At 72.3% G+C, this 24,483-nt stretch carries 19 protein-coding genes; 10 read left to right on the top strand and 9 right to left on the bottom strand.

What is annotated here, in order from left to right; genetic code table 11:
* Nucleotides 1–235: 235 nt before the first annotated feature.
* From ACQ1X7_RS15260 to ACQ1X7_RS15245, 4 genes are all read right to left on the bottom strand, one after another.
* Nucleotides 236–1,612, bottom strand: coding sequence for a M16 family metallopeptidase (locus ACQ1X7_RS15260; protein WP_432479069.1), 1,377 nt, complete (start codon nucleotides 1,610–1,612; stop codon nucleotides 236–238).
* Entirely contained in the window at nucleotides 1,609–3,840 is a 2,232-nt protein-coding gene (locus ACQ1X7_RS15255; protein WP_432479068.1) for a polyribonucleotide nucleotidyltransferase, read from the bottom strand. Before ACQ1X7_RS15255 ends, ACQ1X7_RS15260 begins: the two co-directional genes overlap by 4 nt.
* A 276-nt stretch (nucleotides 3,841–4,116) precedes the next feature.
* Nucleotides 4,117–4,392: a 30S ribosomal protein S15 gene (rpsO, locus tag ACQ1X7_RS15250; RefSeq protein ID WP_432479067.1), complete on the bottom strand. Its 276-nt coding sequence runs from the start codon at nucleotides 4,390–4,392 to the stop codon at nucleotides 4,117–4,119.
* A 204-nt stretch (nucleotides 4,393–4,596) separates the two neighbouring features.
* Nucleotides 4,597–4,857: a DUF6458 family protein gene (locus ACQ1X7_RS15245; RefSeq protein ID WP_432479066.1), complete on the bottom strand. Its 261-nt coding sequence runs from the start codon at nucleotides 4,855–4,857 to the stop codon at nucleotides 4,597–4,599.
* A gap of 294 nt (nucleotides 4,858–5,151) precedes the next feature.
* Here ACQ1X7_RS15245 and ACQ1X7_RS15240 point away from each other — a divergent pair, with 294 nt between their 5' ends.
* Complete coding sequence (locus tag ACQ1X7_RS15240; protein ID WP_432479065.1) at nucleotides 5,152–7,269, top strand: molybdopterin-dependent oxidoreductase; 2,118 nt, start codon at nucleotides 5,152–5,154, stop codon at nucleotides 7,267–7,269.
* Here the strand turns inward: ACQ1X7_RS15240 and ACQ1X7_RS15235 are convergent.
* Complete coding sequence (locus tag ACQ1X7_RS15235; RefSeq protein WP_432479064.1) at nucleotides 7,266–9,449, bottom strand: MMPL family transporter; 2,184 nt, start codon at nucleotides 9,447–9,449, stop codon at nucleotides 7,266–7,268. The genes ACQ1X7_RS15240 and ACQ1X7_RS15235 overlap by 4 nt on opposite strands.
* Nucleotides 9,450–9,595: 146 nt before the next feature.
* On the opposite strand from ACQ1X7_RS15235, the gene ACQ1X7_RS15230 reads away from it, so the two are divergent.
* The 4 genes from ACQ1X7_RS15230 to ACQ1X7_RS15215 all read left to right on the top strand — a co-directional run bounded on the left by ACQ1X7_RS15230 (nucleotide 9,596) and on the right by ACQ1X7_RS15215 (nucleotide 13,095).
* Entirely contained in the window at nucleotides 9,596–10,753 is a 1,158-nt protein-coding gene (locus tag ACQ1X7_RS15230) for a sensor domain-containing protein (RefSeq protein ID WP_432479063.1), read from the top strand.
* Entirely contained in the window at nucleotides 10,705–11,346 is a 642-nt protein-coding gene (locus tag ACQ1X7_RS15225) for a response regulator transcription factor (RefSeq protein ID WP_432479062.1), read from the top strand. The genes ACQ1X7_RS15230 and ACQ1X7_RS15225 overlap by 49 nt, the downstream gene beginning before the upstream one ends.
* A gap of 124 nt (nucleotides 11,347–11,470) precedes the next feature.
* On the top strand, nucleotides 11,471–11,851 hold the full coding sequence (locus tag ACQ1X7_RS15220) for a hypothetical protein (protein ID WP_432479061.1): 381 nt from the start codon (nucleotides 11,471–11,473) through the stop codon (nucleotides 11,849–11,851).
* On the top strand, nucleotides 11,848–13,095 hold the full coding sequence (locus ACQ1X7_RS15215; protein WP_432479060.1) for a DUF6596 domain-containing protein: 1,248 nt from the start codon (nucleotides 11,848–11,850) through the stop codon (nucleotides 13,093–13,095). Before ACQ1X7_RS15220 ends, ACQ1X7_RS15215 begins: the two co-directional genes overlap by 4 nt.
* Nucleotides 13,096–13,176: 81 nt before the next feature.
* Here the strand turns inward: ACQ1X7_RS15215 and ACQ1X7_RS15210 are convergent, their stop codons facing one another.
* On the bottom strand, nucleotides 13,177–15,126 hold the full coding sequence (locus tag ACQ1X7_RS15210; protein WP_432479059.1) for a PTS mannitol transporter subunit IICBA: 1,950 nt from the start codon (nucleotides 15,124–15,126) through the stop codon (nucleotides 13,177–13,179).
* Between the two features lie 218 nt (nucleotides 15,127–15,344).
* On the opposite strand from ACQ1X7_RS15210, the gene ACQ1X7_RS15205 reads away from it, so the two are divergent.
* Nucleotides 15,345–16,391, top strand: a complete 1,047-nt coding sequence (locus ACQ1X7_RS15205; protein ID WP_432479058.1) for a zinc-dependent dehydrogenase — start codon at nucleotides 15,345–15,347, stop codon at nucleotides 16,389–16,391.
* Between the two features lie 125 nt (nucleotides 16,392–16,516).
* On the opposite strand, the gene ptsP is transcribed toward ACQ1X7_RS15205, so the two are convergent.
* Complete coding sequence (gene ptsP / locus ACQ1X7_RS15200; protein ID WP_432479057.1) at nucleotides 16,517–18,232, bottom strand: phosphoenolpyruvate--protein phosphotransferase; 1,716 nt, start codon at nucleotides 18,230–18,232, stop codon at nucleotides 16,517–16,519.
* Nucleotides 18,233–18,316: 84 nt separating this feature from the next.
* Between ptsP and ACQ1X7_RS15195 the strand changes: the two genes are divergently transcribed.
* The 4 genes from ACQ1X7_RS15195 to ACQ1X7_RS15180 are packed head-to-tail and all read left to right on the top strand — an operon-like array spanning nucleotide 18,317 to nucleotide 22,401.
* Nucleotides 18,317–19,084, top strand: coding sequence for a DeoR/GlpR family DNA-binding transcription regulator (locus ACQ1X7_RS15195; RefSeq protein WP_432479056.1), 768 nt, complete (start codon nucleotides 18,317–18,319; stop codon nucleotides 19,082–19,084).
* Complete coding sequence (locus ACQ1X7_RS15190; RefSeq protein ID WP_432479055.1) at nucleotides 19,081–20,043, top strand: 1-phosphofructokinase family hexose kinase; 963 nt, start codon at nucleotides 19,081–19,083, stop codon at nucleotides 20,041–20,043. The genes ACQ1X7_RS15195 and ACQ1X7_RS15190 overlap by 4 nt, the downstream gene beginning before the upstream one ends.
* A 3-nt stretch (nucleotides 20,044–20,046) precedes the next feature.
* Nucleotides 20,047–22,125, top strand: coding sequence for a PTS fructose transporter subunit IIABC (locus ACQ1X7_RS15185; protein ID WP_432479054.1), 2,079 nt, complete (start codon nucleotides 20,047–20,049; stop codon nucleotides 22,123–22,125).
* Between the two features lie 30 nt (nucleotides 22,126–22,155).
* Nucleotides 22,156–22,401 (top strand): HPr family phosphocarrier protein, encoded by a 246-nt coding sequence (locus tag ACQ1X7_RS15180; protein ID WP_432479053.1) that lies wholly within the window; start codon nucleotides 22,156–22,158, stop codon nucleotides 22,399–22,401.
* A 103-nt stretch (nucleotides 22,402–22,504) separates the two neighbouring features.
* Here ACQ1X7_RS15180 and ACQ1X7_RS15175 read toward each other — a convergent pair whose 3' ends face one another.
* Together ACQ1X7_RS15175 and ACQ1X7_RS15170 are read right to left on the bottom strand one after the other, a co-directional pair.
* Entirely contained in the window at nucleotides 22,505–23,533 is a 1,029-nt protein-coding gene (locus ACQ1X7_RS15175; RefSeq protein WP_432479052.1) for a hypothetical protein, read from the bottom strand.
* Nucleotides 23,533–24,468, bottom strand: coding sequence for a bifunctional riboflavin kinase/FAD synthetase (locus ACQ1X7_RS15170; RefSeq protein WP_432479051.1), 936 nt, complete (start codon nucleotides 24,466–24,468; stop codon nucleotides 23,533–23,535). The genes ACQ1X7_RS15175 and ACQ1X7_RS15170 overlap by 1 nt, the downstream gene beginning before the upstream one ends.
* Nucleotides 24,469–24,483: the final 15 nt, after the last annotated feature.

Below are 24,483 nucleotides of genomic sequence, written 5' to 3'. Positions count from 1 at the left end.
ACCCGCCGAAGCGCTCGACGCGCTACTGTCCGAACACGACAACCCACCCGGTGTTGCACTCACCGGTTGAATCCACCCGCGACCGAGCGTGTCGAAACCCCGCAAGAAGGAATCAGACCGCAACCACTGCCCGCTCTCCGGGTAGCGAGCTGCACAAGTGACGGCTCGGGCACTTCCGAGCCCGCACAAGTGACGGCTCGGGCACTTCCGAGCCCGCACAAGTGACGGCTCGCGGCTAGGACGGTCCCGGGCCGACGACGGCGAGGATCTCGGGCTGGGAGAACAGCGCGTGGGCGACGGCCCGGACGTCGTCGTGGGTGACGGCGTCGATGCGGTCGAGGACGTCGTCGACGGCGAGCAGCTCGTCGTACACCAGCTCGGCCTTGCCGAGCCGGGTCATCCGGGCGCCGGTGTCCTCGAGGCCGAGCACCAGGCCGGCGCGGAGCTGGCCCTGGCCGCGCTCCAGCTCCGCGGTGGTGATGCCGTCGGCGGCGATCCGGGCCAGCTCGGCCCGGACGGTGGCGAGCACGTCGTCGACCCGCCCCGGGAGGCAGCCGACGCAGACGCCCACCAGTCCGGCGTCGGCGTGGTGGGACGCGAAGCTGTAGACGCTGTAGGCGAGGCCGCGGCGCTCGCGCACCTCCTGGAACAGCCGGGACGACGTGCTGCCGCCGAGGGCGGCGTTCAGGACGCCGAGCGCGTAGCGCCGCTCGTCGTGGCGGGTGAGCCCGTTGACGCCGATCACCAGGTTGACCTGCTCGAAGGGCCGCTCGGTCGCGATGCTGCCGGCATGGACGCGGCGGACGCGGCTGCTGGCCCGCGGCACCACCGGCGGTTCGTGGGAGGCGAGGAACCCGTTGCGCCCGAACGCCTTGCGGACCTGCCGGACGACGGCGGTGTGCTCGACGTTGCCGGCCACCGCGACGACCGTCTGGGACGCTCGGTAGTGGCGGCGGTAGAACCGTGCCACCTGGTCGCGGGAGAGCCCCTCGACGGACGCCGAGGTGCCCGCGATCGGCCGGCCCAGCGGGCTGTCGCCCCAGGCCTGCTGCGCGAAGAGGTTGTGGACGACGTCGTCGGGGTCGTCGTCGTGCATCGCGATCTCGTCGAGGATCACGTCACGCTCCGCCTCGACGTCGTCGGCGGCGATCTGCGAGTCGGTCACCATGTCACCGAGGACGTCGACCGCGAGCGGCAGGTCGTCGTCGAGCACCCGCGCGTGGAAGCAGGTGTACTCCTTGGCGGTGAAGGCGTTGAACTCGCCGCCGACCGCGTCGAGGGAGGCGGAGATGTCCATCGCGGACCGGCTGCCGGTGCCCTTGAAGAGCAGGTGCTCGAGGAAGTGGGAGCAGCCGTGGAGCGCCGGGGTCTCGTCGCGCGAGCCCACGCCGATCCAGACCCCGACGCTGGCCGAGCGGACGCCGGCCATCTGCTCGGTGATCACGCGCAGCCCGCCCGGCAGGACGGTACGCCGGATGCGCGACGTCACCTGTCCGGAGCGGTCGCGCACCGTCTCCAGCGTCCGGGTGACGCCGGTCTTCTGGTCCACGGACAACCGGCCGGCCGCGCGCCGCGGCCGGCCGGTCGTCGTGCGGGTGCTGCTCGAGGTCACTCGGACTCGTCTTCGTCCTCGTCGCTTGCGGCCTCCTCGGCCTCCTCCACCACGGGAACCAGCGACAGCTTGCCGCGGTCGTCGATCTCGGCGATCTGGACCTGGATCTTCTGGCCGACGGCCACGACGTCCTCGACGGCCTCGACCCGCTTGCCGCCGGCGAGCGCCCGCAGCTTGCTGATGTGGAGCAGGCCGTCCTTGCCCGGAAGCAGCGAGACGAACGCACCGAAGTTGGTCGTCTTCACGACGGTGCCGAGGTAGCGCTCGCCGACCTCGGGCATGGTCGGGTTGGCGATCGCGTTGACCGCAGCCCGAGCGGCCTCGGCGGCCTCGCCGTTGGTGGCACCGATGTAGACGGTGCCGTCGTCCTCGATGGACAGGGTGGCGCCGGTGTCGTCCTGGATCTGGTTGATGACCTTGCCCTTCGGGCCGATGACCTCGCCGATCTTGTCGACCGGGACGGTGATCGTGAGGATGCGCGGCGCGTGGACCGACATCTCCTCGGGCGCGTCGATGGCCTCGGCCATCACGTCGAGGATCGTCATCCGGGCGTCGCGGGCCTGGGTCAGCGCCGAGGCGAGCACCTCGGCCGGGATGCCGTCGAGCTTGGTGTCGAGCTGCAGGGCCGTCACGAACTCCCGGGTACCGGCGACCTTGAAGTCCATGTCGCCGAAAGCGTCCTCGGCGCCGAGGATGTCGGTCAGCGCGACGTACTGGGTCTCGCCGTCGACCTCACCGGAGATCAGGCCCATCGCGATGCCGGCCACCGACGCCTTCAGCGGGACACCCGCCTGGAGCAGGGCCAGCGTCGAGGCGCAGACCGAGCCCATCGAGGTGGAGCCGTTGGAGCCCATCGCCTCGGACAGCTGCCGGATGGCGTAGGGGAACTCCTCGCGGGAGGGCAGCACCGGCAGCAGCGCCCGGCGGGCGAGCGCACCGTGGCCGACCTCGCGGCGCTTGGGCGAGCCGACCCGGCCGGTCTCGCCGGTGGAGAACGGCGGGAAGACGTACTTGTGCATGTAACGGCGGTGCTTCTCCGGGGAGAGCGTGTCGAGCTGCTGCTCCATCTTGAGCATGTCGAGGGTGGTGACGCCCAGGATCTGGGTCTCGCCCCGCTCGAAGAGCGACGAGCCGTGGACCCGCGGGACCACGCCGACCTCGGCGTGCAGCGGCCGGATGTCGGCCAGGCCGCGGCCGTCGATGCGGACCTTGTCGCGCAGCACGCGCTGGCGGACCAGCTCCTTGTTGACCGAGCGGAACGCCGCGCCGATCTCCTTCTCGCGACCCTCGAACTGACCGGCCAGCTGCTCGAGCAGGCCGGCCTTGATCTCGTCGAGCCGCTCCTCGCGCTCCTGCTTGCCGGCGATGGTGAGCGCCTCGGCGGTCTGGGTGCGGATCGCCTCGTCGACGGCCTGGTAGACGTCGTCCTCGTAGTCGAGGAAGACGGGGAACTCCTGGACGGGCTTGGCGGACTGCTTGGCCAGCTCGACCTGCGCCTCGACCAGCTGCTTGATGAAGGGCTTGGCCGCGTCGAGGCCGCCGGCGACGACCTCCTCGGTCGGCGCCTGGGCGCCGCCGCGGACCAGCTCGACGGTCTCCTCGGTGGCCTCGGCCTCGACCATCATGATGGCGACGTCGCCGGTGTCGGTGACCCGACCGGCGACGACCATGTCGAACACGGCGCTCTCGAGCTGCTCGTGGGTCGGGAAGGCGACCCACTGGCCGTCGATCAGGGCGACGCGGACGCCGCCGACCGGGCCGGAGAACGGCAGGCCGGACAGCTGGGTCGACATCGACGCGGCGTTGATGGCCAGGACGTCGTAGGGCATGTTCGGGTCGAGCGCCATCACGGTGATGACGACCTGGACCTCGTTGCGCAGCCCCTTCTTGAACGTCGGGCGCAGCGGCCGGTCGATCAGGCGGCAGGTGAGGATCGCGTCCTCGCCCGGCCGGCCCTCGCTCCGGAAGAACGAGCCGGGGATCTGGCCCACGGCGTACATCCGCTCCTCGACGTCGATCGTCAAGGGGAAGAAGTCGAAGTGGTCCTTGGGCTGCTTGCCGGCAGTGGTCGCCGACAGCAGCATCGTCTCGTCGTCGAGGTAGGCGGTCACCGCGCCGGCAGCCTGGCGGGCCAGCAGGCCCGTCTCGAACTTGACGGTGCGGGAGCCGAACGAGCCGTTGTCAATGACGGTCTCGACGGCGGAGATGGTGGGTTCGGAGCCGGTCATGGGGCTCTCTTTCTGTTTCGCGGAGCGATCCCGCGAATGACCCGCGCGGGACCGCTGGTCTGTCCTGGGTCCCGTGGAGCTGGCCGGTCTTCGATCGAGGCCCGCAGATCGCCGCGTGACGCGGCAGCACCATGAAGGGATCTGAGAGCCACTACCGAGGACCGGGCCGACGTTCGCGGATCGCTCCTTGGATGGGTTCTGGTGTTCAGTTGTGAATCTAGCGCGTGGGATGCAGCAGGGCCCGCACCCCGTGGTCGGGAAGCGGGCCCTCGCGTGTCAGCGGCGCAGACCGAGCCGCTCGACGAGCGAGCGGTAACGATCGATGTCGGTGTCGCGCAGGTAGTTGAGCAGCCGGCGGCGCTGGCCGACCAGCAGGAGCAGCCCACGACGGCTGTGGTGGTCGTGCTTGTGCTGCTTGAGGTGCTCGGTGAGGTGGCTGATGCGGTGGCTGAGCAACGCGACCTGGACCTCGGGAGACCCGGTGTCCCCGTCCTTGGTGGCGTACTCGGCGATGATCTTCTTCTTGGTCTCCGCGTCGGTTCCGATGGCCAAGGCGGGCTCCTTCCGGTGTCTTCCGTTGCGCGGCGCGCCGGGGCCTGTTCACCCGGGCACTCTCGATCCGCGGCCGTTGCACGGCAACCGTCGGAGATTATCAGCGCGCAGACCGGCCACCCAAAACGCCAGAGGTGGCAGGGGTCCGGGACAGGCGGCGCGGCTGCGGCGGGTCGGCCACTTCTCCGTGGACACCGACCAAGGTCAGACCGCGGGCGGGGGATCCTGCCGCTCGGTGGTGCGCTGCTCGGTGGTCTGGCTGCCGTCGCTGTGCGTGGTGGTGGCCGTGGTGGTGTGCTGCCGCCGGGCGTTGGTCTGCACCGCGGTGAGCACGAGCACCAGGACACCGGCGAGTGCCAGGATCCAGCCGATCAGCGTCAGGTCGATCGCGTCGATCACGTCCTGCACGGCCAGGGCCAGGATCAGCCCGAGCGCGGTGAGGAAGACTCCGAGTCCGTAACCCATGTTCGTCCCTTCCGTGGGCCGGTCACGGTTGACCGGCTCCCGGGCAGGTTAGACCCAGTCCCTGCCCCCGACGGCGTCCCCCGCCGCGACTCACCCGGTCGGGTGGAGCGCGACGTCACGTCCTGCTCCGCCTACTCACCACCCGAACGGTTCTTCGCCCCCGGCTGGTCCGCCTGCGGGGCGGGAGCCGGCAGGGCAGCTCGACCGGCACCACACGCTGAGCACGACCGCCAGCCGTGTGAGCAGCGGGCCAGGGGCGGCCACCATCGACACGCCGTGTGGGAGGGTCGAGCCGTGGCTCCCACGACCAGGATCGGCGTCTGCAACATCTGCGAGGCGATCTGCGGGCTGCGGATCACGATCGACGGCGACCGGGTGACAGACGTCCGCGGCAACCCCGACGACCCGCTGTCGCGCGGGCACATCTGCCCCAAGGGCGTCGCCGTCGGCGACCTCCACCACGACCCCGACCGGTTGCGACGGCCGGTACGCCGCGACCGCGCCACCGGCGAGTGGCACGAGGTCTCGTGGGACGAGGCGCTCGACCTGGTCGCCGACGGGATCGCCGGAGCGATCAACGAGCACGGCCGCGACGCGGTCGGCGTCTACCTCGGCAACCCCAACGCCCACTCGCTCGGGTTCGCCACCCACGGCGTCCCCATGGTCAAGGCGCTGCGCACCCGCAACCGGTTCAGCGCCAGCACCGTCGACCAGGTCCCCCACCAGCTCGTCGCCCACCTGCTCTACGGCCACCAGCTGCTGATCCCGGTCCCCGACATCGACCGGACGTCGTACTTCCTGGTGTTCGGCGCCAACCCGATGGCCTCCAACGGGTCGCTGATGACGGTCCCCGACTTCCCGCAGCGGCTGCGCGACCTGAAGGCCCGCGGCGGCCGGATGGTCGTGGTCGACCCGCGCCGCACCGAGACCGCCCGGGTCGCCGACGAGCACGTCTTCGTCCGACCGGGCACCGACGCGGTGGTGTTGCTGGCGATGCTCCAGGTGCTGTTCGCCGAGGGGCTCACCCGCCCGGCGGCGTACGTCGACGGGGTCGAGCGGGTCGGCGATGCGGTGTCCGGGTTCACGCCCGAGCACGCCGAAGCGGTCAGCGGGGTGCCGGCCGAGACGGTCCGCCGGCTCGCCCGCGAGCTCGCCGCGGCCGAGGGTGGGGTGGCCTACGGGCGGATCGGGCTGTCGACCCAGGGGTTCGGGACCGTCTGCCAGTGGGCGATCGCGTGCCTGAACGCGCTCACCGGCCAGCTCGACCGGGAGGGCGGCGCCCTGTTCACCGAGCCCGCGATCGACTTCGTGACAACGCGCCTGATCGGCCGCGGCCACCACGACCTCTACCGCAGCCGGGTCCGCCGGGCGCCGGAGTACGGCGGCGAGCTCCCGGTCTCGGTGTTCGCCGAGGAGATCGAGACCCCGGGCGAGGGCCAGGTCCGCGCGGTGCTCACCATCGCCGGCAACCCGGTGCTCTCGACCCCCGACGGGAAGCGGCTGGGCGCGGCGTTCGAGTCCGTCGACTTCATGGCGGCGGTCGACGTCTACGTCAACGAGACCACCCGCCACGCCGACGTGATCCTGCCGCCGACCACGATCCTCGAGCGGGACCACTACGACATCGTCTTCCACGGCCTCGCGGTCCGGAACACCGCGCGCTTCACCGAGGCCGTGTTCGACAAGCCGCGCGACGCCCGCCACGACTGGCAGGTCTTCCGCGACCTCACGCAGCGGATCACCGATCGCCTCGACCGCAAGCCGTCGCGCCGGGCGCGACTGCGCACCCGGCTGCGACTGGCGACCAGCCCGACGTTCGCGATCGGGATGCTGCTGCGGCGCGGTCGCCGGACGACGATCACCGACCTGCGTCGCGCCCCTCAGGGGGTGGACCTCGGCCCGCTCCGCCCCACGCTGCCGGACCGCCTGCAGACCGCCGACCACCGGATCGACCTCGCCCCGGCGGTGGTGCTGGCCGACCTCGAGCGGGTACGCCGCCACCTGAGCGGGTCGCCCGACGGGCTGCTGCTGATCGGTCGCCGCCACCAGCGTGACAACAACTCCTGGATGCACAACGTCGAGCGGCTGACCCGCGGCCGGCCCCGGCACCAGCTGCTCATGCACCCCGACGACCTGGCCGAGCGCGGCATCACCGACGGCGCCCGGGTGTCGGTGTCGTCGCGGGTCGGGTCCGTCGAGGTCGAGGTGGCGGCCAGCGACGACATGATGCCCGGCGTGGTCTCCCTCCCCCACGGCTACGGACACCAGCAGCCCGGCACCCGGATGGCCGGCGCCGCCACCGTCCCGGGCGTCTCGATCAACGACCTCACAGACCCCGACCGGCTCGACCTGTCCGGGAACGCCGCCCTCAACGGCGTCCCGGTCTCGGTCGAGCCGGCGGGTCGGACCTAGCGGCCGGCCAGCGCGTACGCCGGCTCGGTCTCCACGACCTGCTGGCCAGGCTGGCCGGACCGGCGGCCCGGCCACCAGGCGCGCTCGCCGAGCAGGACCAGGATCGCCGGCAGCATCACGAGGCGGATCACGGTCGCGTCGAGCAGGATCGCGGCCGACAGGCCGACGCCCATCATCTTCATCTCCAGCATCGACAGCGTCGCGAAGATCGCGAACACCGAGACCATGACGGCGGCCGCGCTGGTCACCACGCCTGCGGTGTCGCTGACGCCCCGCTCGACGGCCAGCCTGGTCGGCAGCCCGCGGCCGACGTGCTCACGCACCCGGCTCAGGACGAACACGTGGTAGTCCATCGAGAGCCCGACCAGGACCACCATCACGAACAGCGGGATCCAGTCGATGACGAAGCCCGGGCTGGTGAAGTCGAGTGCGCCCTCGAGGTAGCCGTGCTGGAACACGACGGTGAGGATGCCGAAGGCGGCCGCGACCGAGGCCAGGTTCAGCACGGTCGACACCAGCGCGATCGGCATGCTGCGGAAGGCGATCCCCATGAGCAGCAGGGTCAGCAGCAGCACGGTGCCGATCACGATGGGCAGCCGCTCCTTCTGCTGGTTCACGAAGTCGAGCGACTCAGCGGCCCCGCCGCCCACGGCGTACTCCGCGTCGAGGTCGTCGAGCGCGGCCGGCGCGAGGTCGGAGCGCAGCTCCTCGATCGCGGTGTCGACGCGGTCGTCGGACTCGTCGTACGGCATCGCGAGCCGGAGCACCGACGTCGTCCCGTCGTCGGAGACCTCGACCTGCTCCTGTGCGGTGTCGACGAAGTGGTCGGTCGCCGCGGCCTCGGACGCGAGCTGGTCGAGCGCCTCCGTCACGGAGTCCTCGTCCGAGGCGTGGGCCTTCACCACGAGGGCCGCGGTCGTGCCCTCGGCCGGGAACGCCTCGGTCATCCGCTTGAACGTCTGCACCTCGGCGATGTCGTCCGGCAGGGTCTCCAGGTTGGCGGAGTGGAGCTTCAGCCCGAGCGCCGGCAGCGCCAGCAACCCGACGACGGCGGTGGAGGTGGCCAGCGCGACGACCGGGTGCCGGGTGACCGGGGCCAGGACGCGGCGGCTGATCCCGCCCTGTCCGATCCGGCGGTTGAGCCGCCACAGCAGCGGCACGCGGGGGCGGTCGACCCAGCGACCCAGCTTGGCGAGCAGGGCCGGAAGCACCGTGATCGAGCCGAGGACGGCGACCGCCACGACCAGGATCGCCCCGGTCGCGAGGGAGTCGAACGTCGCGTCGCCGATGACGTAGAGGCCCGCCATGGACGCGATCACCGCGCCCCCGGAGACGAGGATGGAGTGGCCCGACGTGGCCGCGGCGATCTCGACCGCGTCGACGGTGCCGTGGCCCTTGGCCCGTTCCTCGCGCTCACGCTTGAGGTAGAAGAGCGTGTAGTCCACGCCGACGGCCATCCCGATCAGCACGATCATGCTGCCCACGGTGGGCTCGGCCGGGACCAGGTAGGACAGCGGTGCGGTGATGCCGATGGTGGCGGCCACGCTGGTGGCGGCGATCAGCACCGGGATCCCGGCCGCGATCAGCGCGCCGAACGCGAGCAGCATCAGGACCAGGGTCACCGGGATGCTGAACTTCTCGGCCGACGACAGATCCTCGGCGACCCGCTCGTCGATGCTCTCGTCGATGGTGATGTCACCGGCCTGGCTGATCTCGAGAGCCGGCTGCTCGTCCTGCACGCGTTCGGTGAGGTCGACCAGCGGCGCGACGTCGTCGTGGTCGCGGGCCAGCTGGATCTCCAGGAGCAGCGCCGAGCGGTCGGGGCTCCAGACCGGGTCGGACACGGCGTCGACCCCGTCGAGGCCGGCCGCGGCCTGCCGGATCCGGGCGGCTGCGGTCTCGGCCGCCTCCTCGTCGACGGCCTGGTCGCCGCGGGCGGTGATCAGCACGTTCTCGGTGTCCGCGCCCTGGAGACCGGCCTCGTGCACCATGGCGTCCGCCCGGCCGGACTCGCCGAGGCGGTAGTCCGCGTCGGTCGGCTCCTGGGTGGGGATGGCGATCGCCAGGCCCACCGCCACGAGGACGAGGACGAGCCAGGCGAGGATGGCGCGCCACGGGTGGGTGGCGCTCCAGCGGGCGGCCCGCAGCGGGACGCCGGTGAGTGGGTTCCGGACAGACATGGCGCATCTCCTGGGTGTGAGGACGGGTGCGAACTGCGTGTGTCCAGCCTCACGAGCGCGGGTCCACAGGTCAGGGGCGTCAGGTCCCTGACCGGGGTGGACCCAGCACCACTGTCCGACGCGAGGTCATCGGCGAGAATCGAGCCATGACCACCGCGGTACGGCGCCCACCCGGCCGGCTCCGGCTGACGTCGTACGCCGCCTGGCAGCTGGCGCTCTGGGTGCCGTCGCTCCTGGTCCTCATCTTCCTGGTCGTCGGCGGGGTGCTGGCCATCGTCGTGGTCGGCGTGCTCCTCCTGCTGGTGGCGGTCCCGAGCTGTCGCTGGATCGCCGACGAGCACCGGCGGATGGCGGCCGACGTCCTCGGCACGCCGATCCCCGACCAGTACCGCCGCACCGAGGCCGGCGGCGTCGGCCGGGTGACCGGATGGGCGCTGGACCCCATGACCTGGCGAGACCTCGGCTGGCTGGTGGTCTCGTGCACGCTCGGCTTCGCGGTCTCGCTGATCGCGGTGCTGCTGCTCCTGCTGGTCGTGACGGGGCTGTTCTGGTGGTACGGGATCGAGCCGATCATGCGTGCCCGCGCCTCGCTGGACCGGTGGATGCTCTCCTACGGGCACACCGAGGTCCTCGAGCAGCGGGTGCAGCGGCTGACCGAGACCCGGGCCGACGCGGTGGACCACTCGGCGGCGGAGCTGCGCCGGATCGAGCGGGACCTCCACGACGGCACCCAGGCCCGGCTGGTCGCGATGTCGATGAACCTCGGCCTCGCGGAGAGCCTGATGGAGAGCGACCCGGAGGCCGCCCACCGGATGATCGCGGAGGCGCGGTCGACCAGCACGGCCGCGCTCGGGGAGCTGCGGTCGGTCGTCCGCGGCATCCACCCGCCGGTGCTGGCCGACCGCGGCCTCGGTGGCGCCGTCGAGGCCTTGGCGATCGACATGGCGATCCCGGTCTCGGTCGACGTCAGCCTCCCGGGCCGACCGCCCGCACCGGTCGAGTCCGCCGCCTACTTCGCGGTCGCCGAGTGCCTGGCCAACATCGGGAAGCACGCCGACGCCGACCACGCGTGGATCACGGTGGTGCACGAGTCGGGGGTCCTCCGGGTGACCGTTGGCGACGACGGACGTGGCGGCGCCGACCCCGGCTCGGGGACCGGGATGCGGGGCGTCATGCGGCGGCTGTCCGCGTTTGACGGCACGATGAGGGTGTCGAGCCCCGAGAGGGGGCCCACGATCGTCACCCTGGAGGTTCCGTGCGACTTGTCCTCGCCGAGGACCACGCCCTCCTCAGGGCCGGCCTGATCCAGCTGCTCGAGCTCTCCGGCTTCACCGTCCTGGCCGCGGTCGACAACCTGCCCGAGCTCGAACGGGTGCTGCAGGACCCCGCGGCCGAGGCGGCCGTGCTCGACGTGCGGCTGCCGCCGACCCACACCGACGAGGGACTGCGCGCCGCCATCGCGGTGCGGGAGGCCCGACCGGGGTTCCCGGTGATGGTGCTGTCGCAGTTCGTCGAGCACCTCTACGCCCGCGAGCTGCTCGCCAGCGGCGAGGGAGCGGTCGGGTACCTCCTCAAGGACCGGGTCTCCGACGTGGCGGAGTTCGTCGACGGCGTCCGGCGGGTGGCGGCCGGCGCCACGGTGCTCGACCCCGAGGTGGTGGCGGCTGTCATGGCCAAGCAGCGCGAGCAGCCGCTGGAACGCCTGACGGCCCGCGAGCGCGAGGTGCTGGCGCTGATGGCCGAGGGCCGGTCCAACGGCGCCATCGCCGCCGCCCTCCACGTCACCGAGAAGGCGGTCGCCAAGCACATCAACAGCATCTTCAGCAAGCTCGACCTCCCCCTCGCCGACGACGACCACCGCCGGGTCCGCGCGGTGCTGGCGTGGCTCGGCGTCTGACCCGCGACAGCCGCGCGCGGGGCGGCGTACCTTGGCCCGGGAAGGAAAAGTCCGTGGCGGCTGTCGAGTCGCGCCGCTGCCGTTCGTCAGGGACATGTCCCGCAACCACACGAGGAGTGACGACATGACCGACACCTGGGTGTTCCTGATCCGCGAGCCCGACTGGGACTCCGACCGCTACCTCCCCGAGAACCTGTCGGCCGACTTCCGGCCCGACCTCGACCAGGAGATGGCGGCCCACGGCCGCTTCATGTCCGCCGTCGAGGAGCTCGGCGGCAAGATCGTGAGCAGCTACGCGCTGCAGAACCACAAGTACGGCGGCACCGTGACGCCCGGCAAGGACGGTGCCGACGACGTCTGGAGCGACGCCCCGCTGCCCGACAGCAGCGAGGTGATCACCGGCTTCTACGCCGTGGAGTGCGACGAGGACGTCGCCCGGAAGCTCGCCGTGCAGGTGCCCACCGGCCACGTGATCGAGATGCGCAAGGTGCATCCCTTCGAGTGACCGACGGCCCGCACCACGACGTCGAGCGGGCGTTCCGCGCCGCCTGGCCGCAGGTGGTGCGGGCGCTCGCCGTCGCCACCCGCAGCCTCGACCTCGGTGAGGAGTACGCCGCCGAGGCGTTCGCCCGCGCCGCCGGACGGCCACCCGGTGAGGTCGACGACCTCGCCGCGTGGTGCGTCCAGGTCGGTCGGCGGGCGTGGCTCGACGACGTCCGGCGGCAGCAGCGCTTCGACCGGCTGCTGCCCGACCTCGCGGCGGGCCACGGACCCGACCCCACCGCCATGGAGAGCGAACACACCCCCGGGGACGACCTCGACGACCGGCTCGCGCTGCTCTTCGTCGCGTGCGACGAGGCGCTCGCCCCGGGCGCCCAGCTGGTGCTCGCGATGCGCGTGGTGCTCGGCCTGGACACCCGGCGGATCGCGAGCCACCTCGGCATCGCCGAGGCGACCGCTGCCGCCCGCCTGACCCGGGCCAAGGGCGCGCTCGCCCGCGCACGCGGAGAGTTCGTGGTCCCCACCGGTCCCGCCCGGCGCCAGCGGCTCCCGGTCGTGCTGGCCTGCGTGGCCGGGCTGCTGACCGTCGGCCAGCGCGACGTCGTCGCTCCCGCGGACCCGGCCGACGACCCGGCGCGTGATGCGCTCAATCTCGCCGAGGCCCTGGTCGCCGAGCACCCCGACTGTGCCGAGGCGGTCGGGCTGCGGGCGGTCTGCCGGCTGGCCCTCGCCCGACGGCCGGGCCGGGTGCGGGACGGCGTGGCCCTCCCGATCGACGAGGTCGACCGCACGGCGTGGGACCCCGCGCTGCTGACCGCCGGCCTCGACGACGCCTCGCGCGCGGCCGGGCTGTCCCCGTCTCCGCCCGGCCGGTTCGTGCTCGAGGCCGCGATCTCCGGTGTCCACGCTGCCGCGCCGAACGCGGCCCGCACCGACTGGGACCGGCTGACCCTGCTCTACGACGCCCTGGTCGAGGCCTGGCCCTCCCCCGCCGTCGAGGTGGGCCGGCTGGTCGTCGCCGGTCGCCGCGGGCTCAGGGACGGCGCCGACCTCGGTGACGTCGAGGCCCGGCTCGAGGCGCTGGTGGCCGACGGCCCCGCCTACGCGGCCCGCGACGCAGGGCTCGCCCTCGCCGACCTGGCCCACCGCGCCGGTCGGCGCGAAGAGGCCGCAGCGCGCTACCGCGAGCTGGTCGAGGTGGTCCCGGAGGGACCGCTCCGCGAGTTCTGCCGGCGCCGGGCGGTCTGACCGCACGACCCCGGACACGACGTACGGCGCCGAAGCGGCTCCCTCCAAGCCACCCCGGCGCCGGACGCCGTCTGCGATCCGTCAGGCACGGACCCCCTCGAGGACCGCCTGCACCTCCTCGGGAGTGGTGGCGGACCTGAGTCGTGCGACCTGCTCGTCGTCGGTGAACACCTCGGCGATCCGCGACAGCAGCGCCAGGTGGTCGTCACCGGCACCGGCGATGCCGATCACGAACTCGGCCGGCTTGCCGTTCCAGTCGACCGGCTCGGGGTAGCGGACGAAGGAGATCGCCGTACGCCGGATCGCCGACTTGGACTCGTTGGTGCCGTGCGGGATCGCGAGCAGGTTGCCCATGTGCGTCGACACCGAGCGCTCGCGCTCGTGCATCGCGTCGACGTAGGACTGCTCGACCGCCCCCGCGGCGACCAGCAGGGCACCGGCCTCGCTGATCGCGTCGTCGCGGGAGCCGGCGCGACCGGCCAGCACCACCGAGTCGACCTCCAGCACCTGGGCCGGTCCACCGGCGGCCGCCTCGGCCGGGGTGGCCGCAGCCGCGCCGCCGCCCCCACCTCGGTTGGTCTGGTCGAGCAGCTCGACGATCTCGTCGTACTTCGGGCTTCCCATGAAGTTGTCGACCGAGACGTGGACCGCCGAGCCGGTGCGCTGGCGGGCGCGCTCGGTCAGGTCCTGGTGGGTGATCACCAGGTCCCACTCGTCGGAGAGGTTCGCGATCGACTTGTTGACCACGGTGACGTCGTCGTGGCCGGCGGACTGGATCTTCTTCCGCAGCACCGACGCACCCATCGCGGACGAGCCCATCCCGGCGTCGCAGGCGAAGACGATCTTGTGGATCGCGTCCGGGACGCCCGAAGCGGTCAGGGTCGAGCTGGCGATCGACTTCTTGCCCTTCATCGACTCCATCTGGGAGGTGGCCGCGGTGAGGTCGCCGTCCTCGCTCCGGTCGGTCTTGAGCAGCAGGCTGGCCACCAGGAACGAGGCCGCGGCCGCGCCGAAGACACCGATCGTGACGCCGAGGAAGTCGCCGCCCGGAGTCTGCGCGTAGACCGCGAAGATCGAGCCGGGAGCAGCCGGGGCCCGCAGGCCGATGTCGAAGAGCACGAACAGGAAGATCCCGGTCATGCCGCCGGCGATGGTCGCCAGGATCATCTTCGGCTTCATCAGCACGAACGGGAAGTAGACCTCGTGGATGCCGCCGAAGAACTGGATGATCGCGGCGCCGGGCGCGGAGGCCTTCGCCATCCCCCGCCCGAAGACGCTGTACGCCAGCAGCAGGCCCAGACCGGGACCGGGGTTGGCCTCGAGCAGGAACAGCACCGACTTGCCGGTCTCGGCCGCCTCGTCGATCCCGAGTGGTGTCAGGACGCCGTGGTTGATCGCGTTGTTCAGGAACATCACCTTCGCCGGCTCGATGAACAGCGAGGTGAGGGGCAGGATGCCGTTGTCGACGAGGAAGCTGACCGCGTCGCCGAGCCAGGCGATCACCTGGCGCAGCACCGGGGCCAGCGCGAACATGCCGAAGATCGCCATCAGGCCGGCGAGGATGCCGGCCGAGAAGTTGTCGACGAGCATCTCGAAGCCGGGCTTGATCTTGCCGGCCCAGAGCGCGTCGACGCGCTTCATGGCGTACGCCGTCAGCGGGCCCATGATCATGGCGCCGAGGAACATCGGCGACCCGCCCTGGTCTCCCACGAACTCCGGGAAGTAGGTCGCGACGATCACGCCGATCGTGGCGGTGGCGCCGACGACGCCGCCGCGGGTCTCGTAGACGATCCGCCCGCCCGTGTAGGCGATCATGAGGGGCAGCAGGTAGAAGATCATCGGCTCGACCATCAGCGCGATCTTGGGGTGGGGCGTCCACCCGACCTCGATGAAGAACGCCGTGATCAAGCCCCAGGCGATGATCGCGCCGATGTTCGGCATGATCATGTTGGACAGGAACGTGCCGAACTGCTGGACGCGGACCCGTGCCCCGACCCGGGTTCCTGCGTCCTCCGTGGTGATGCTGGCCATGTCACTCCTCCAGTTGCCACGACCGGGTCGTGAGCCCGGTCACATCAGATCATCAGTGAACCACGCAACCGGGCACGTTGCCAAGCACTCGGGCACATATTTGTGCCCGTCCATGTGGATTTGTGCGCGGGTTTGCCCGTACGGTGAGGTCGGACAGCTCGTCCCCACCCCTTCCCGCTGCCGGCCCGAGGCGCGGGCCCTGCGACCAGAGGAGAACCATGAAGGCACTGCGCTTCTACGCCCCCGAGGACGTGCGGCTCGAGGACGTGCCCGAGCCCGCGTGCGGCCCGCGCGAGGTGAAGATCAGGGTGCGCAACTGCTCCACCTGCGGCACCGACGTGAAGATCAAGAAGAACGGCCACGTCAACATCACCGGCGAGACCACGCTCGGCCACGAGGTGGCCGGCGAGGTGGTGGAGGTCGGCGCCGAGGCGCGCGGGGGCTTCGCGGTCGGTGACCGGGTGCAGTGCATCGCCGCCGTACCGTGCGGCGAGTGCCACGAGTGCCGCAAGGGCTGGATGGAGGTGTGCCAGAACCAGACCTCGGTGGGCTACCAGTACGACGGCGGGTTCGCCGAGTTCATGGTCGTGCCCGAGCAGGTGCTCAAGGTCGACGGCCTGAACCGGATCCCCGACAACGTCGGGTTCGACGAGGCCTCGGCGGCCGAGCCGTTCGCGTGCGCGATCAACGCCCAGGAGCAGCTCGGCATCGAGGAGGGCGACTTCACGGTCGTCTTCGGCGCCGGCCCGATCGGCTGCATGCACATCCGGATCGCCCGTGGCGTCCACCGGGTCGGCACGGTGGTCCTGGTCGACATCAACAACGAGCGGCTGCAGATGTCGGCGGACGCCGTCCAGCCCGACCACGTGATCAACGCCTCGGAGGTCGACGTGGTGGAGAAGGTCATGGAGCTGACCGGCGGGCGGGGGGCCGACGTGGTGATCACCGCGACGCCGGCCAACGTCACCCAGGAGCAGGCGATCTCGATGGCCGCCCGTCAGGGCCGGATCTCCTTCTTCGGCGGCCTGCCCAAGAACGACCCGTTCATCAAGGCGGACTCCAACCTGATCCACTACCGCCAGCTGCACGTCCACGGCGCCAACGGGTCCTCCCCCGACCACAACAAGCGGGCCCTGGAGTACCTCTCCACCGGCCAGGTCCCCGTCAAGGACCTGATCACCCGCCACGTCCCCCTCGACGACGTGATGTCCGTCTTCGACATCGTCGCCCGGGGCGAGGCGATCAAGGTCACGGTCGAACCCTGACGCGGCAGGGTTGGCGACCGGGAGGTTGAGGTGCGAGCCGTGAAACCCGGTGAGGACTGCAGGGCGGTGACCAGCGGGCGCCAAGCCTGCGCCTCCGAGGTTTCGAGGCTCGCTGCGCTCGCACCTCAACCTCCGGTGAGCACCTCACGTACCGCCTCACGCGCGGCCATCGGGTCGCTGGCGGCGAGGGCGGCCTCGGCGGCCTCCTCGCACTGCCCGGAGCTGACGGCCGACAGCCGCGCCCCGACCGGGCGTACGGCGGCTGCCGCCATGGACAGCGAGGTGATGCCCATGCCGACCAGCGCGCACGCGAGCAGCGGGTCGGCGGCAGCCTCGCCGCAGACGCCGACCGACTTGCCGGCCTGCCGCCCCGCCTCGGCCGTGATCGCGATCAGCTGGAGCACCGCGGGTTGCCAGGCGTCGGTGAGGTGGGCGAGGTCGGTGGCCATCCGGTCGGCGGCCATCGTGTACTGCGTCAGGTCGTTGGTGCCGATGGAGAGGAAGTCGACGACCTCCAGCATCCGGTGGGCCAGCAGGGCCGCGCTCGGGACCTCGATCATCACGCCCGCCTTGAGCCCCCGGCCGTGGACCGCCTCGGCGAACTCGGTCGCCTCGGCCACGGTCGCGACCATCGGCGCCATCACCCAGGTCTCGGTGCCGGCGTCGTCGGCCGCCTTGGCGACGGCGTCGAGCTGGCGCTCCATGAGCCCCGGGTTGTCGAAGGAGAGACGCAGTCCGCGGACGCCGAGGGCGGGGTTCTCCTCCTCCAGCATGTTGGCGAAGGCGAGTGGCTTGTCGGAGCCGGCGTCGAGGGTCCGGACGACGACGTAGCGGTCCCGGTCGCCCGGGCCCTTCCCCCGGAAGGCACCCAGCACCTGCCCGTAGATCTCGGCCTGCTCGTCGACCGTCGGCTCGTCCTTGCGGTTGAGGAAGCTGAGCTCGGTCCGGAACAGCCCGACCCCCTCGACCGGAGCCGCCTCGACCGCGGACCGCGCCGACTCGCCGTCGGCGACGTTGGCGAGGATCCGGATGGGCTTGCCGTCGGCGGTCAGCCCCGGGCCGGACCACGCGTCCAGCGCGGCGCGCTCCTCGCGGTCGGCGGCCACCCGGCGCGCCGCCTCGTCCTCGTCGGGGTCGACCTCGACGACGCCGGTCGTGCCGTCGACCAGGAGCCGGCTGCCCGACGGGACGTCGAGCGCCCCCGACGTACCGACGACGCACGGGATGCCGAGCTGGCGGGCGATGATCGCGGTGTGACTGGTCGGGCCACCGCGCTCGGTGACCAGGGCCAGCACCCGGGCCGGGTCGAGCCCCGCGGTGTCGGCCGGTGCCAGGTCGGCCGCGACCAGCACGCACGGCTCCTCCGGCGCGGGGACGCCGGGTTCGGGCTCGCCGACGACCCGGGCCACGATCCGCCGCTCGATGTCGCGCAGGTCCGTGACCCGCTCGGCCATCAGCCCGCCCATGCCGGTGAACACGGTGACGAAGGAGTCGACGGCGGCCCGGACGGCCGTCAGCAGGTCGTCCCCCGCCTTCAGCTGCTTGAGCACGGCCGAGCGCATCCCCTTGTCGCGCGCCAGTCCCGCGCTGGCGGTCAGCACCTCGGCCGCCGCGCCGGACGCCTTGTCCGCCTTCGCGGCGAACCCGTCGGCCACGGCCGCGGCGACGTCGTCGTAGCGCGCGATGGCCGCGTCCTCGGTCAGGTCGGAGCCGTCGAAGGCGTCGATGGCCGCCTGGGAGACCTCGGTCCGGGCGAGCAGGACCGGGCCGTGAGCGATGCCGGGCACGACGGGCGTGCCGGTGAGGGTTCCCGCCTCGGGATGGGTGGTCGTCGTGGCCATGCGCACAAGTTACTCCCGGAACCCCCTTGACAGTCAACACGTTCGGGCGTAAAACCACAGATACAAAAACCGGAGGAGGTCCGGATGTACGCCGAGGAACGGCAGCAGGCGATGGCGCAGCTGATCGGCCAGGAGGGTCGTCTCTCCGTCGCGCACCTCGCCGGCACCTTCGAGGTCACGACCGAGACCGTGCGCCGCGACCTCTCCTCGCTGGAACGTATCGGACTGGTACGCCGGGTGCACGGGGGCGCGGTCCCCTCCAGCTCGTTGTCGGTCATCGAGTCCGCGCTCGGGGAGCGCGACCAGTCCAACATCAGCGCGAAGGACGCGATCGCCGCGGCGGCGCTGGGCCAGCTGCCCCCGCCCGCGTCCGTGGTGGTGATCGACGCCGGCTCGACGACGGTCCGCCTGGCCGCCGTGCTGCCCCGCGAGCACCGGCTCTCCGTCGTCACCCACGCCGTCCCGATCGCGGCGCGGCTGGCCGGGCTCCCCCACATCGACCTGCACCTGCTCCCCGGACGCGTCCGCCCGACCACGCACGCCGCGGTCGGCACCGACACCGTGGCCGCCCTGGCCGAGCTGCGCGCCGACGTGGCCTTCGTCGCCACCAACGGGCTCAGCGCCGAGTTCGGGCTCACGACGCCCGACCGCGACGAGGCGGCGACCAAGCGGGCGATCGTCGCCTGCGCCCGGCGCACGGTCGTGCTCGCCGACTCCTCCAAGATCGGCGTCGAGACCCCGGTGCGGTTCGCGGCCCTCCGTGACATCGACGTCCTCGTCACCGACTCCGGCATCTCCGAGTCCGACCGGACTTCGCTGGAGAAGGCCGGCCTCGAGGTCGTGGTCGCATGATCGTCACGCTGACCGCCAACCCGAGCCACGACCGGACCGTCACGCTCACCGAGCCACTGCGCCACGGCGCCGTGCAGCGGGCGGCGTCGGTGCTGTCGCAGGCGGGCGGCAAGGGCGTCAACATCTCCCGCGCCTCGGTCGCGGCCGGCGTCCCGACGCTGGCCGTTCTGCCCGCACCCAGCCACGACGACCCGTTCGTGCTCGAGCTGCTGGCGGCCGGCATCGACTGCCGCCCGGTCGACCACCCGGGCGACCTGCGGGTCAACATCACCATCAGCGACCCCGACGGCACGACCACCAAGCTGAACAGCCCGGGCCCGGCGATGACCGACGCGACCCGGGCCGCGCTGGCCGACGCCCTCGCGCGTCGTACCGGCGAGGGCGACTGGGTCGTGCTCGCGGGCTCGCTGCCCCCGGGCGCGCCCGTGGGCTGGTACGCCGACCTGGTGGCCGGGCTGGCCAGCACGGGTGCCCGGGTGGCGGTCGACACCAGCGACGAGCCGCTCCGCGCGCTGGTCGACCGGCTGGAGGACGGCGCCCCCCACCTGATGAAGCCCAACGGCCACGAGCTGGCCTCGCTGACCGGCCACGACGGCGACGACCTCGAGAAGGAACCGGTCGCCGCCGCCCGGGCTGCCCTCGAGCTGGTCGACCGCGGGGTCGAGAGCGTGCTCGTGACGCTCGGCGGCAACGGCGCCGTCCTCGTCACCGACGGGCGTGCCTGGCACGCCACCCCGCCCCCGACGACCGTGGTCAGCACGGTGGGGGCGGGCGACTCCAGCCTCTTCGGCTACCTCCTCGCCGCCATCGAGGAGCGGCCGCCGGCCGACCGGCTGGCCCTCGCCGTCGCCTACGGCAGCGCCGCCGCAGGCCTTCCCGGAACGACCATCCCCCACCCGCACCAGGTGGACCCCACCCAGGTCCTGGTCACCGACCTCGACCTCACGCAAGGAGACTGACCCGTGTCCGACCTCATCACCCCGGCGCTGGTGCGCCTCGACGCCGCACTCGGCGCGACCAAGGACGACGTGATCCGTTCGCTCGCCGCGCTCGTCGGCGACGCCGGCCGTGCCTCCGACGTCGACCAGCTCGTCACCGACGCGTTCGCCCGCGAGCAGACCTCGGCCACCGGCCTCGCCGGCGGCATCGCCATCCCCCACTGCCGCACCAGCGGGGTCGACGAGCCGACCCTGGCCTTCGCCCGGCTCGACCCGGGCGTCGACTTCGGCGCCAAGGACGGGCCGGCCGACCTGGTCTTCCTGATCGCCGCCCCCGCCGGTGGGGACGCCGACCACCTGCAGATCCTCACCAAGCTCGCCCGCGCGCTGGTGAAGCCGGCGTTCACCGACGAGCTCCGGCGCGCCCGCTCCGCCGAGGACGTCGTGGGCCTGGTCAGCCACGAGCTGGGGGTCACGCCCGAACCGGCGGCGGCACCCGCAGCCGCGGCCGGCGCGTCCGCTGCTCCGGCCGCGCCCGCCGGGACGTCCGAGCCGGCCCCCGCGGCCGGGGGTCACCGTCGGCTGGTCGCGGTCACCGCGTGCCCGACCGGGATCGCCCACACCTACATGGCCGCCGAGGCGCTCGAGGCCGCGGCCGAGCGGGCCGGGGTCGACATCCAGGTCGAGACCCAGGGATCGGCCGGGTCGACGCCGCTCACCCACGACACCATCGCCGCCGCCGACGCGGTGATCTTCGCCGTCGACGTCGGGGTCCGGGACCGGGGCCGGTTCGGCGGCAAGCCCGTGGTCAGCTCCGGGGTCAAGCGCCCGATCGACGACGCCGACGCGATGATCGAGGAGGCGCTCCGCTACGCCGACGACCCGAACGCCCCCAAGGTGGAGGGCACCGGCGGCACGGCCGAGGGCGAGACCGTCGAGGAGACCTGGGGCGGTCGGATCCGCCGGGTGCTGATGACCGGTGTCTCCTACATGATCCCGTTCGTCGCCGCGGGCGGCCTGCTGATCGCCCTGGGCTTCCTGTTCGGCGGCTACGAGATCACCGGCCCCGCTGGCGAGATCCTGGTCAACAACACGCTGTTCAACCTGCCGGACCCCGACGCGCTCGGCCTCGACCACGCACTGTTCGGCAGCGGGTTCTTCGCCTACCTGGGGGCCGTCTTCTTCGCGCTCGGCGCCACGGCGTTCAAGTTCCTGGTGCCCGCCCTGGCCGGCTACATCGCCTACGCCATCGCCGACCGGCCCGGCATCGCGCCCGGGTTCGCGATGGGCGCGCTGGCCATCGACCTGGCCGGCTTCGGCACCCCGCAGAGCGGGTTCCTCGGCGGCATCATCGGCGGCGTCCTGGCCGGGGTGCTGGCCCACTGGATCTCCGGCTGGAAGGTACCGGCCTGGGCCCGCGGCCTGATGCCGGTGCTGGTGATCCCGCTGCTGGCGACCCTGATCAGCGGCTTCATCATGGTGGTCGTGCTCGGCCGGCCGCTCGGCGCCCTGATGGAGGCGCTGACCGACGGCCTGACCAGCATGAGCGAGAACACCGGCCTCGCGGTCGTGCTCGGCGTCGTCCTCGGCCTGATGATGGCCTTCGACATGGGCGGTCCGCTCAACAAGGTCGCCTACGCGTTCGCGACCGCCGGGCTCGGCACCGCGGCCGCCGCGACGGGCGACGCGCCCGAGCTGAAGGTCATGGCCGCGGTGATGCTCGCCGGCATGGTGCCGCCCCTGGCGCTCGCCCTGGCGACCGTCGTCCGGCCCAACCTGTTCACCGTGCCGGAGCGCGAGAACGGCAAGGCTGCGTGGGCGATGGGCGCCTCGTTCATCACCGAGGGAGCCATCCCGTTCGCCGCCGCCGACCCGCTCCGCGTGATCCCGTCGATCATGCTCGGCTCCGCGGTGACCGGCGGGCTCGCGATGGCCCTCGACGTCACGCTGCGGGCGCCGCACGGCGGGATCTTCGTCCTCTTCGCCGTGGGCAACATCATCGGCTTCCTGATCGCGCTCGCCGCCGGCGTCCTCGTCGGGGCGGTGGCCGTGATCGCGCTGAAGTCCGTGGGAGCCCGCGACACCGACCTGGCCACCGTCTGACCACCGCACCCCTACCGGAAAGGCACCTCCATGCCCAGCAAGTCCGTCGTCGTCGGCTCTGCCGTCGGCCTGCACGCCCGCCCCGCCGCGATCATCGCCGAGAAGGCCGGTGAGCTCGGTGCCGACGTCACCATCAACGGTGTCGACGCCAGCTCCTCGCTGATGATCATGACCCTCGGCGCCAAGAACGGCGACACCGTCGAGGTCGAGAGCGACGACCAGGCCGCGCTCGACACGATCGCCGGCCTGGTCGAGCAGGACCTCGACGCGGACTGAGGGCCGCCCCCCGGAAGCGGCGCCGGGAGCGTCCTCGCTCCCGGCGCCGTCGGCCGTCCCGGTGACCGACCGCGACGCAGGGGCCGCGCTCACCCGACGCCGATCACCCCGCAGTGTCGGCGGTGGTCTCGCGCCCCGACCCGTCGGCGTCGCGCAGTGCGAGGTATCCCGCGCGGACGCCGACCGCGCGCTCGAGCTCGTGGAGCACCTCGCTGAAGAACTGCTCCTTGTAGGTCTCGTCGGTCATCACCGCGACCGCGAAGTAGAGCCCCGAGAACGCCGCCAGGAACACCGAGACCTGGAGCAGCTCGACCGACAGGTTGCCGAGGTTGCGCAGCTCCTCGACGTCCTGCTCGCCCGTCCAGGCCGCCTGGACCTCCGGATCCATCACGATCGCGCCGAAGAGCACGAAGAACCCCAGCACCGCCAGCGCCAGGAGCAGCACCTGCGCGGCCTGCGTGACGAGCAGCACCAGGATCAGGTTCCAGCGCTCGTAGCCCTGCACGTCGCCGTACCGCTGGAGCGGCAGCTCGTCGGCCCGCTCGTCGAGGATCGCCCGGACCGGCTCCTCGATCGGGGTCGCCCGGGTCGCCCGCCGCACCAGGTCGACGTCGATGAAGTCGTCGACCTTGTCGACCTCCTCCGGCAACCGCACCAGCAGGAAGCCCACCGCGATCGCACCGAACAGCAGCAGCGTCAGCCACAGCACGGAGCCGTCCAGGGTCGCCGAGAGCTGCCACACCTCGGCGTTGATGAACAGGAAGGTGATGAAGAGCAGCAGCAGCGGCAGCGCCCGGGTGACCATCTGCAGCAGCTGGCGCAGGCTCCCCCGGGTCCGGCGCAGGGCCCACACCAGGATCGGCCGGGCGCGCAGCGCCGTGACCGCGTACAGGAGAGCGGCCAGCACCGCGATCAGGGTCAGCGTCGCCGGCGCGAACGACGCCTGCCCGGTGAGCTCGGTCAGCGCCCACGCCGCCGCGACTGCGGCGAGCGCCACCAGGGCCATCAGCGGCACGGTCGTGCGCGGCCGCAGCGAGCGACGGGCGCGTTCCCGCTCCTCGGGCACGAAGTAGGGAAGCCCGTGGCGCACGAACCAGGGCTCGATCTCCTGCTCCCAGCGCCGACGCCGCATCAGACGCCCAGGGCGGAGCGGGTGCGGCCCACGTCGTCGGCCATCGTCGCGAGCAGCTCGTCGACGTCGTCGAACGCGACCATCCCGCGGAGCCGCTCCACGAAGGCCACCTCCACCTCGACGCCGTAGAGCTCGAGGTCGTCGCGGTCCAGGGCGTAGGCCTCCACGCGCCGCTCGCGCTCGCCCTCGAACGTGGGGTTGGTGCCGACGCTGATCGCCGCCGGCCACTGCTCACCGCTGTCGCGGCGCCGCAGCCACCCGGCGTACACGCCGTCGACGGGGGCGGCACGGCCCGCCGCGAGCGGCACGTTGGCGGTGGGGTATCCGAGCTCGCGCCCGCGACGCTCGCCCTCGAGGACGACGCCGCGCACCGCGAACGGCCGGCCCAGCGCCTCCGCGGCGCCGGCGACGTCACCCTCCGCCAGACAGGTGCGGACGTAGGTCGACGACCACACCTGCGGGCCGCCGTCGAGCGGGACGCCCTCGACGGTGAAGCCGCGCTCCTGACCGGCCTCGCGGAGCAGCGCGACGTCACCCGCCGCCTTGGCGCCGAACCGGAAGTTGGCACCGACGACCACGGCCGCCGCGTGCAGGGCGCCCACGAGCACCCGGTCGACGAACTCCACCGGCGACCAGGCGGCGATCTCGCGCGAGAACGGGAGCGCGAGCACGTCGTCGACCCCTGCCCGGGCGAGCAGCTCGGCCCGCTCCTCGATCCCGGTCAGCATCGCGGGCGCGTGGTCGGGGCGCAGCACGGCCATCGGGTGGGGGTCGAAGGTCACCGCCACCACCCGCAGCCCCTCGCGGTCCGCGGCCTCACGGGCGCGCGACAGCACCGCCTGGTGGCCACGGTGGACGCCGTCGAAGTTGCCGACCGTCACCACCGAGGGGCCGAGTCCCGCCGGGACGTCGTCGTGGGAGCGCCAGACCTGCACGGCACGACCCTATCG

This window comes from Nocardioides sp. GXQ0305 (assembly GCF_050880345.1).
GTDB lineage: Bacteria > Actinomycetota > Actinomycetes > Propionibacteriales > Nocardioidaceae > Nocardioides.
Note: the sequence above shows the minus strand (reverse complement) of the source record. Positions and strands in the feature narration are given on the sequence as shown.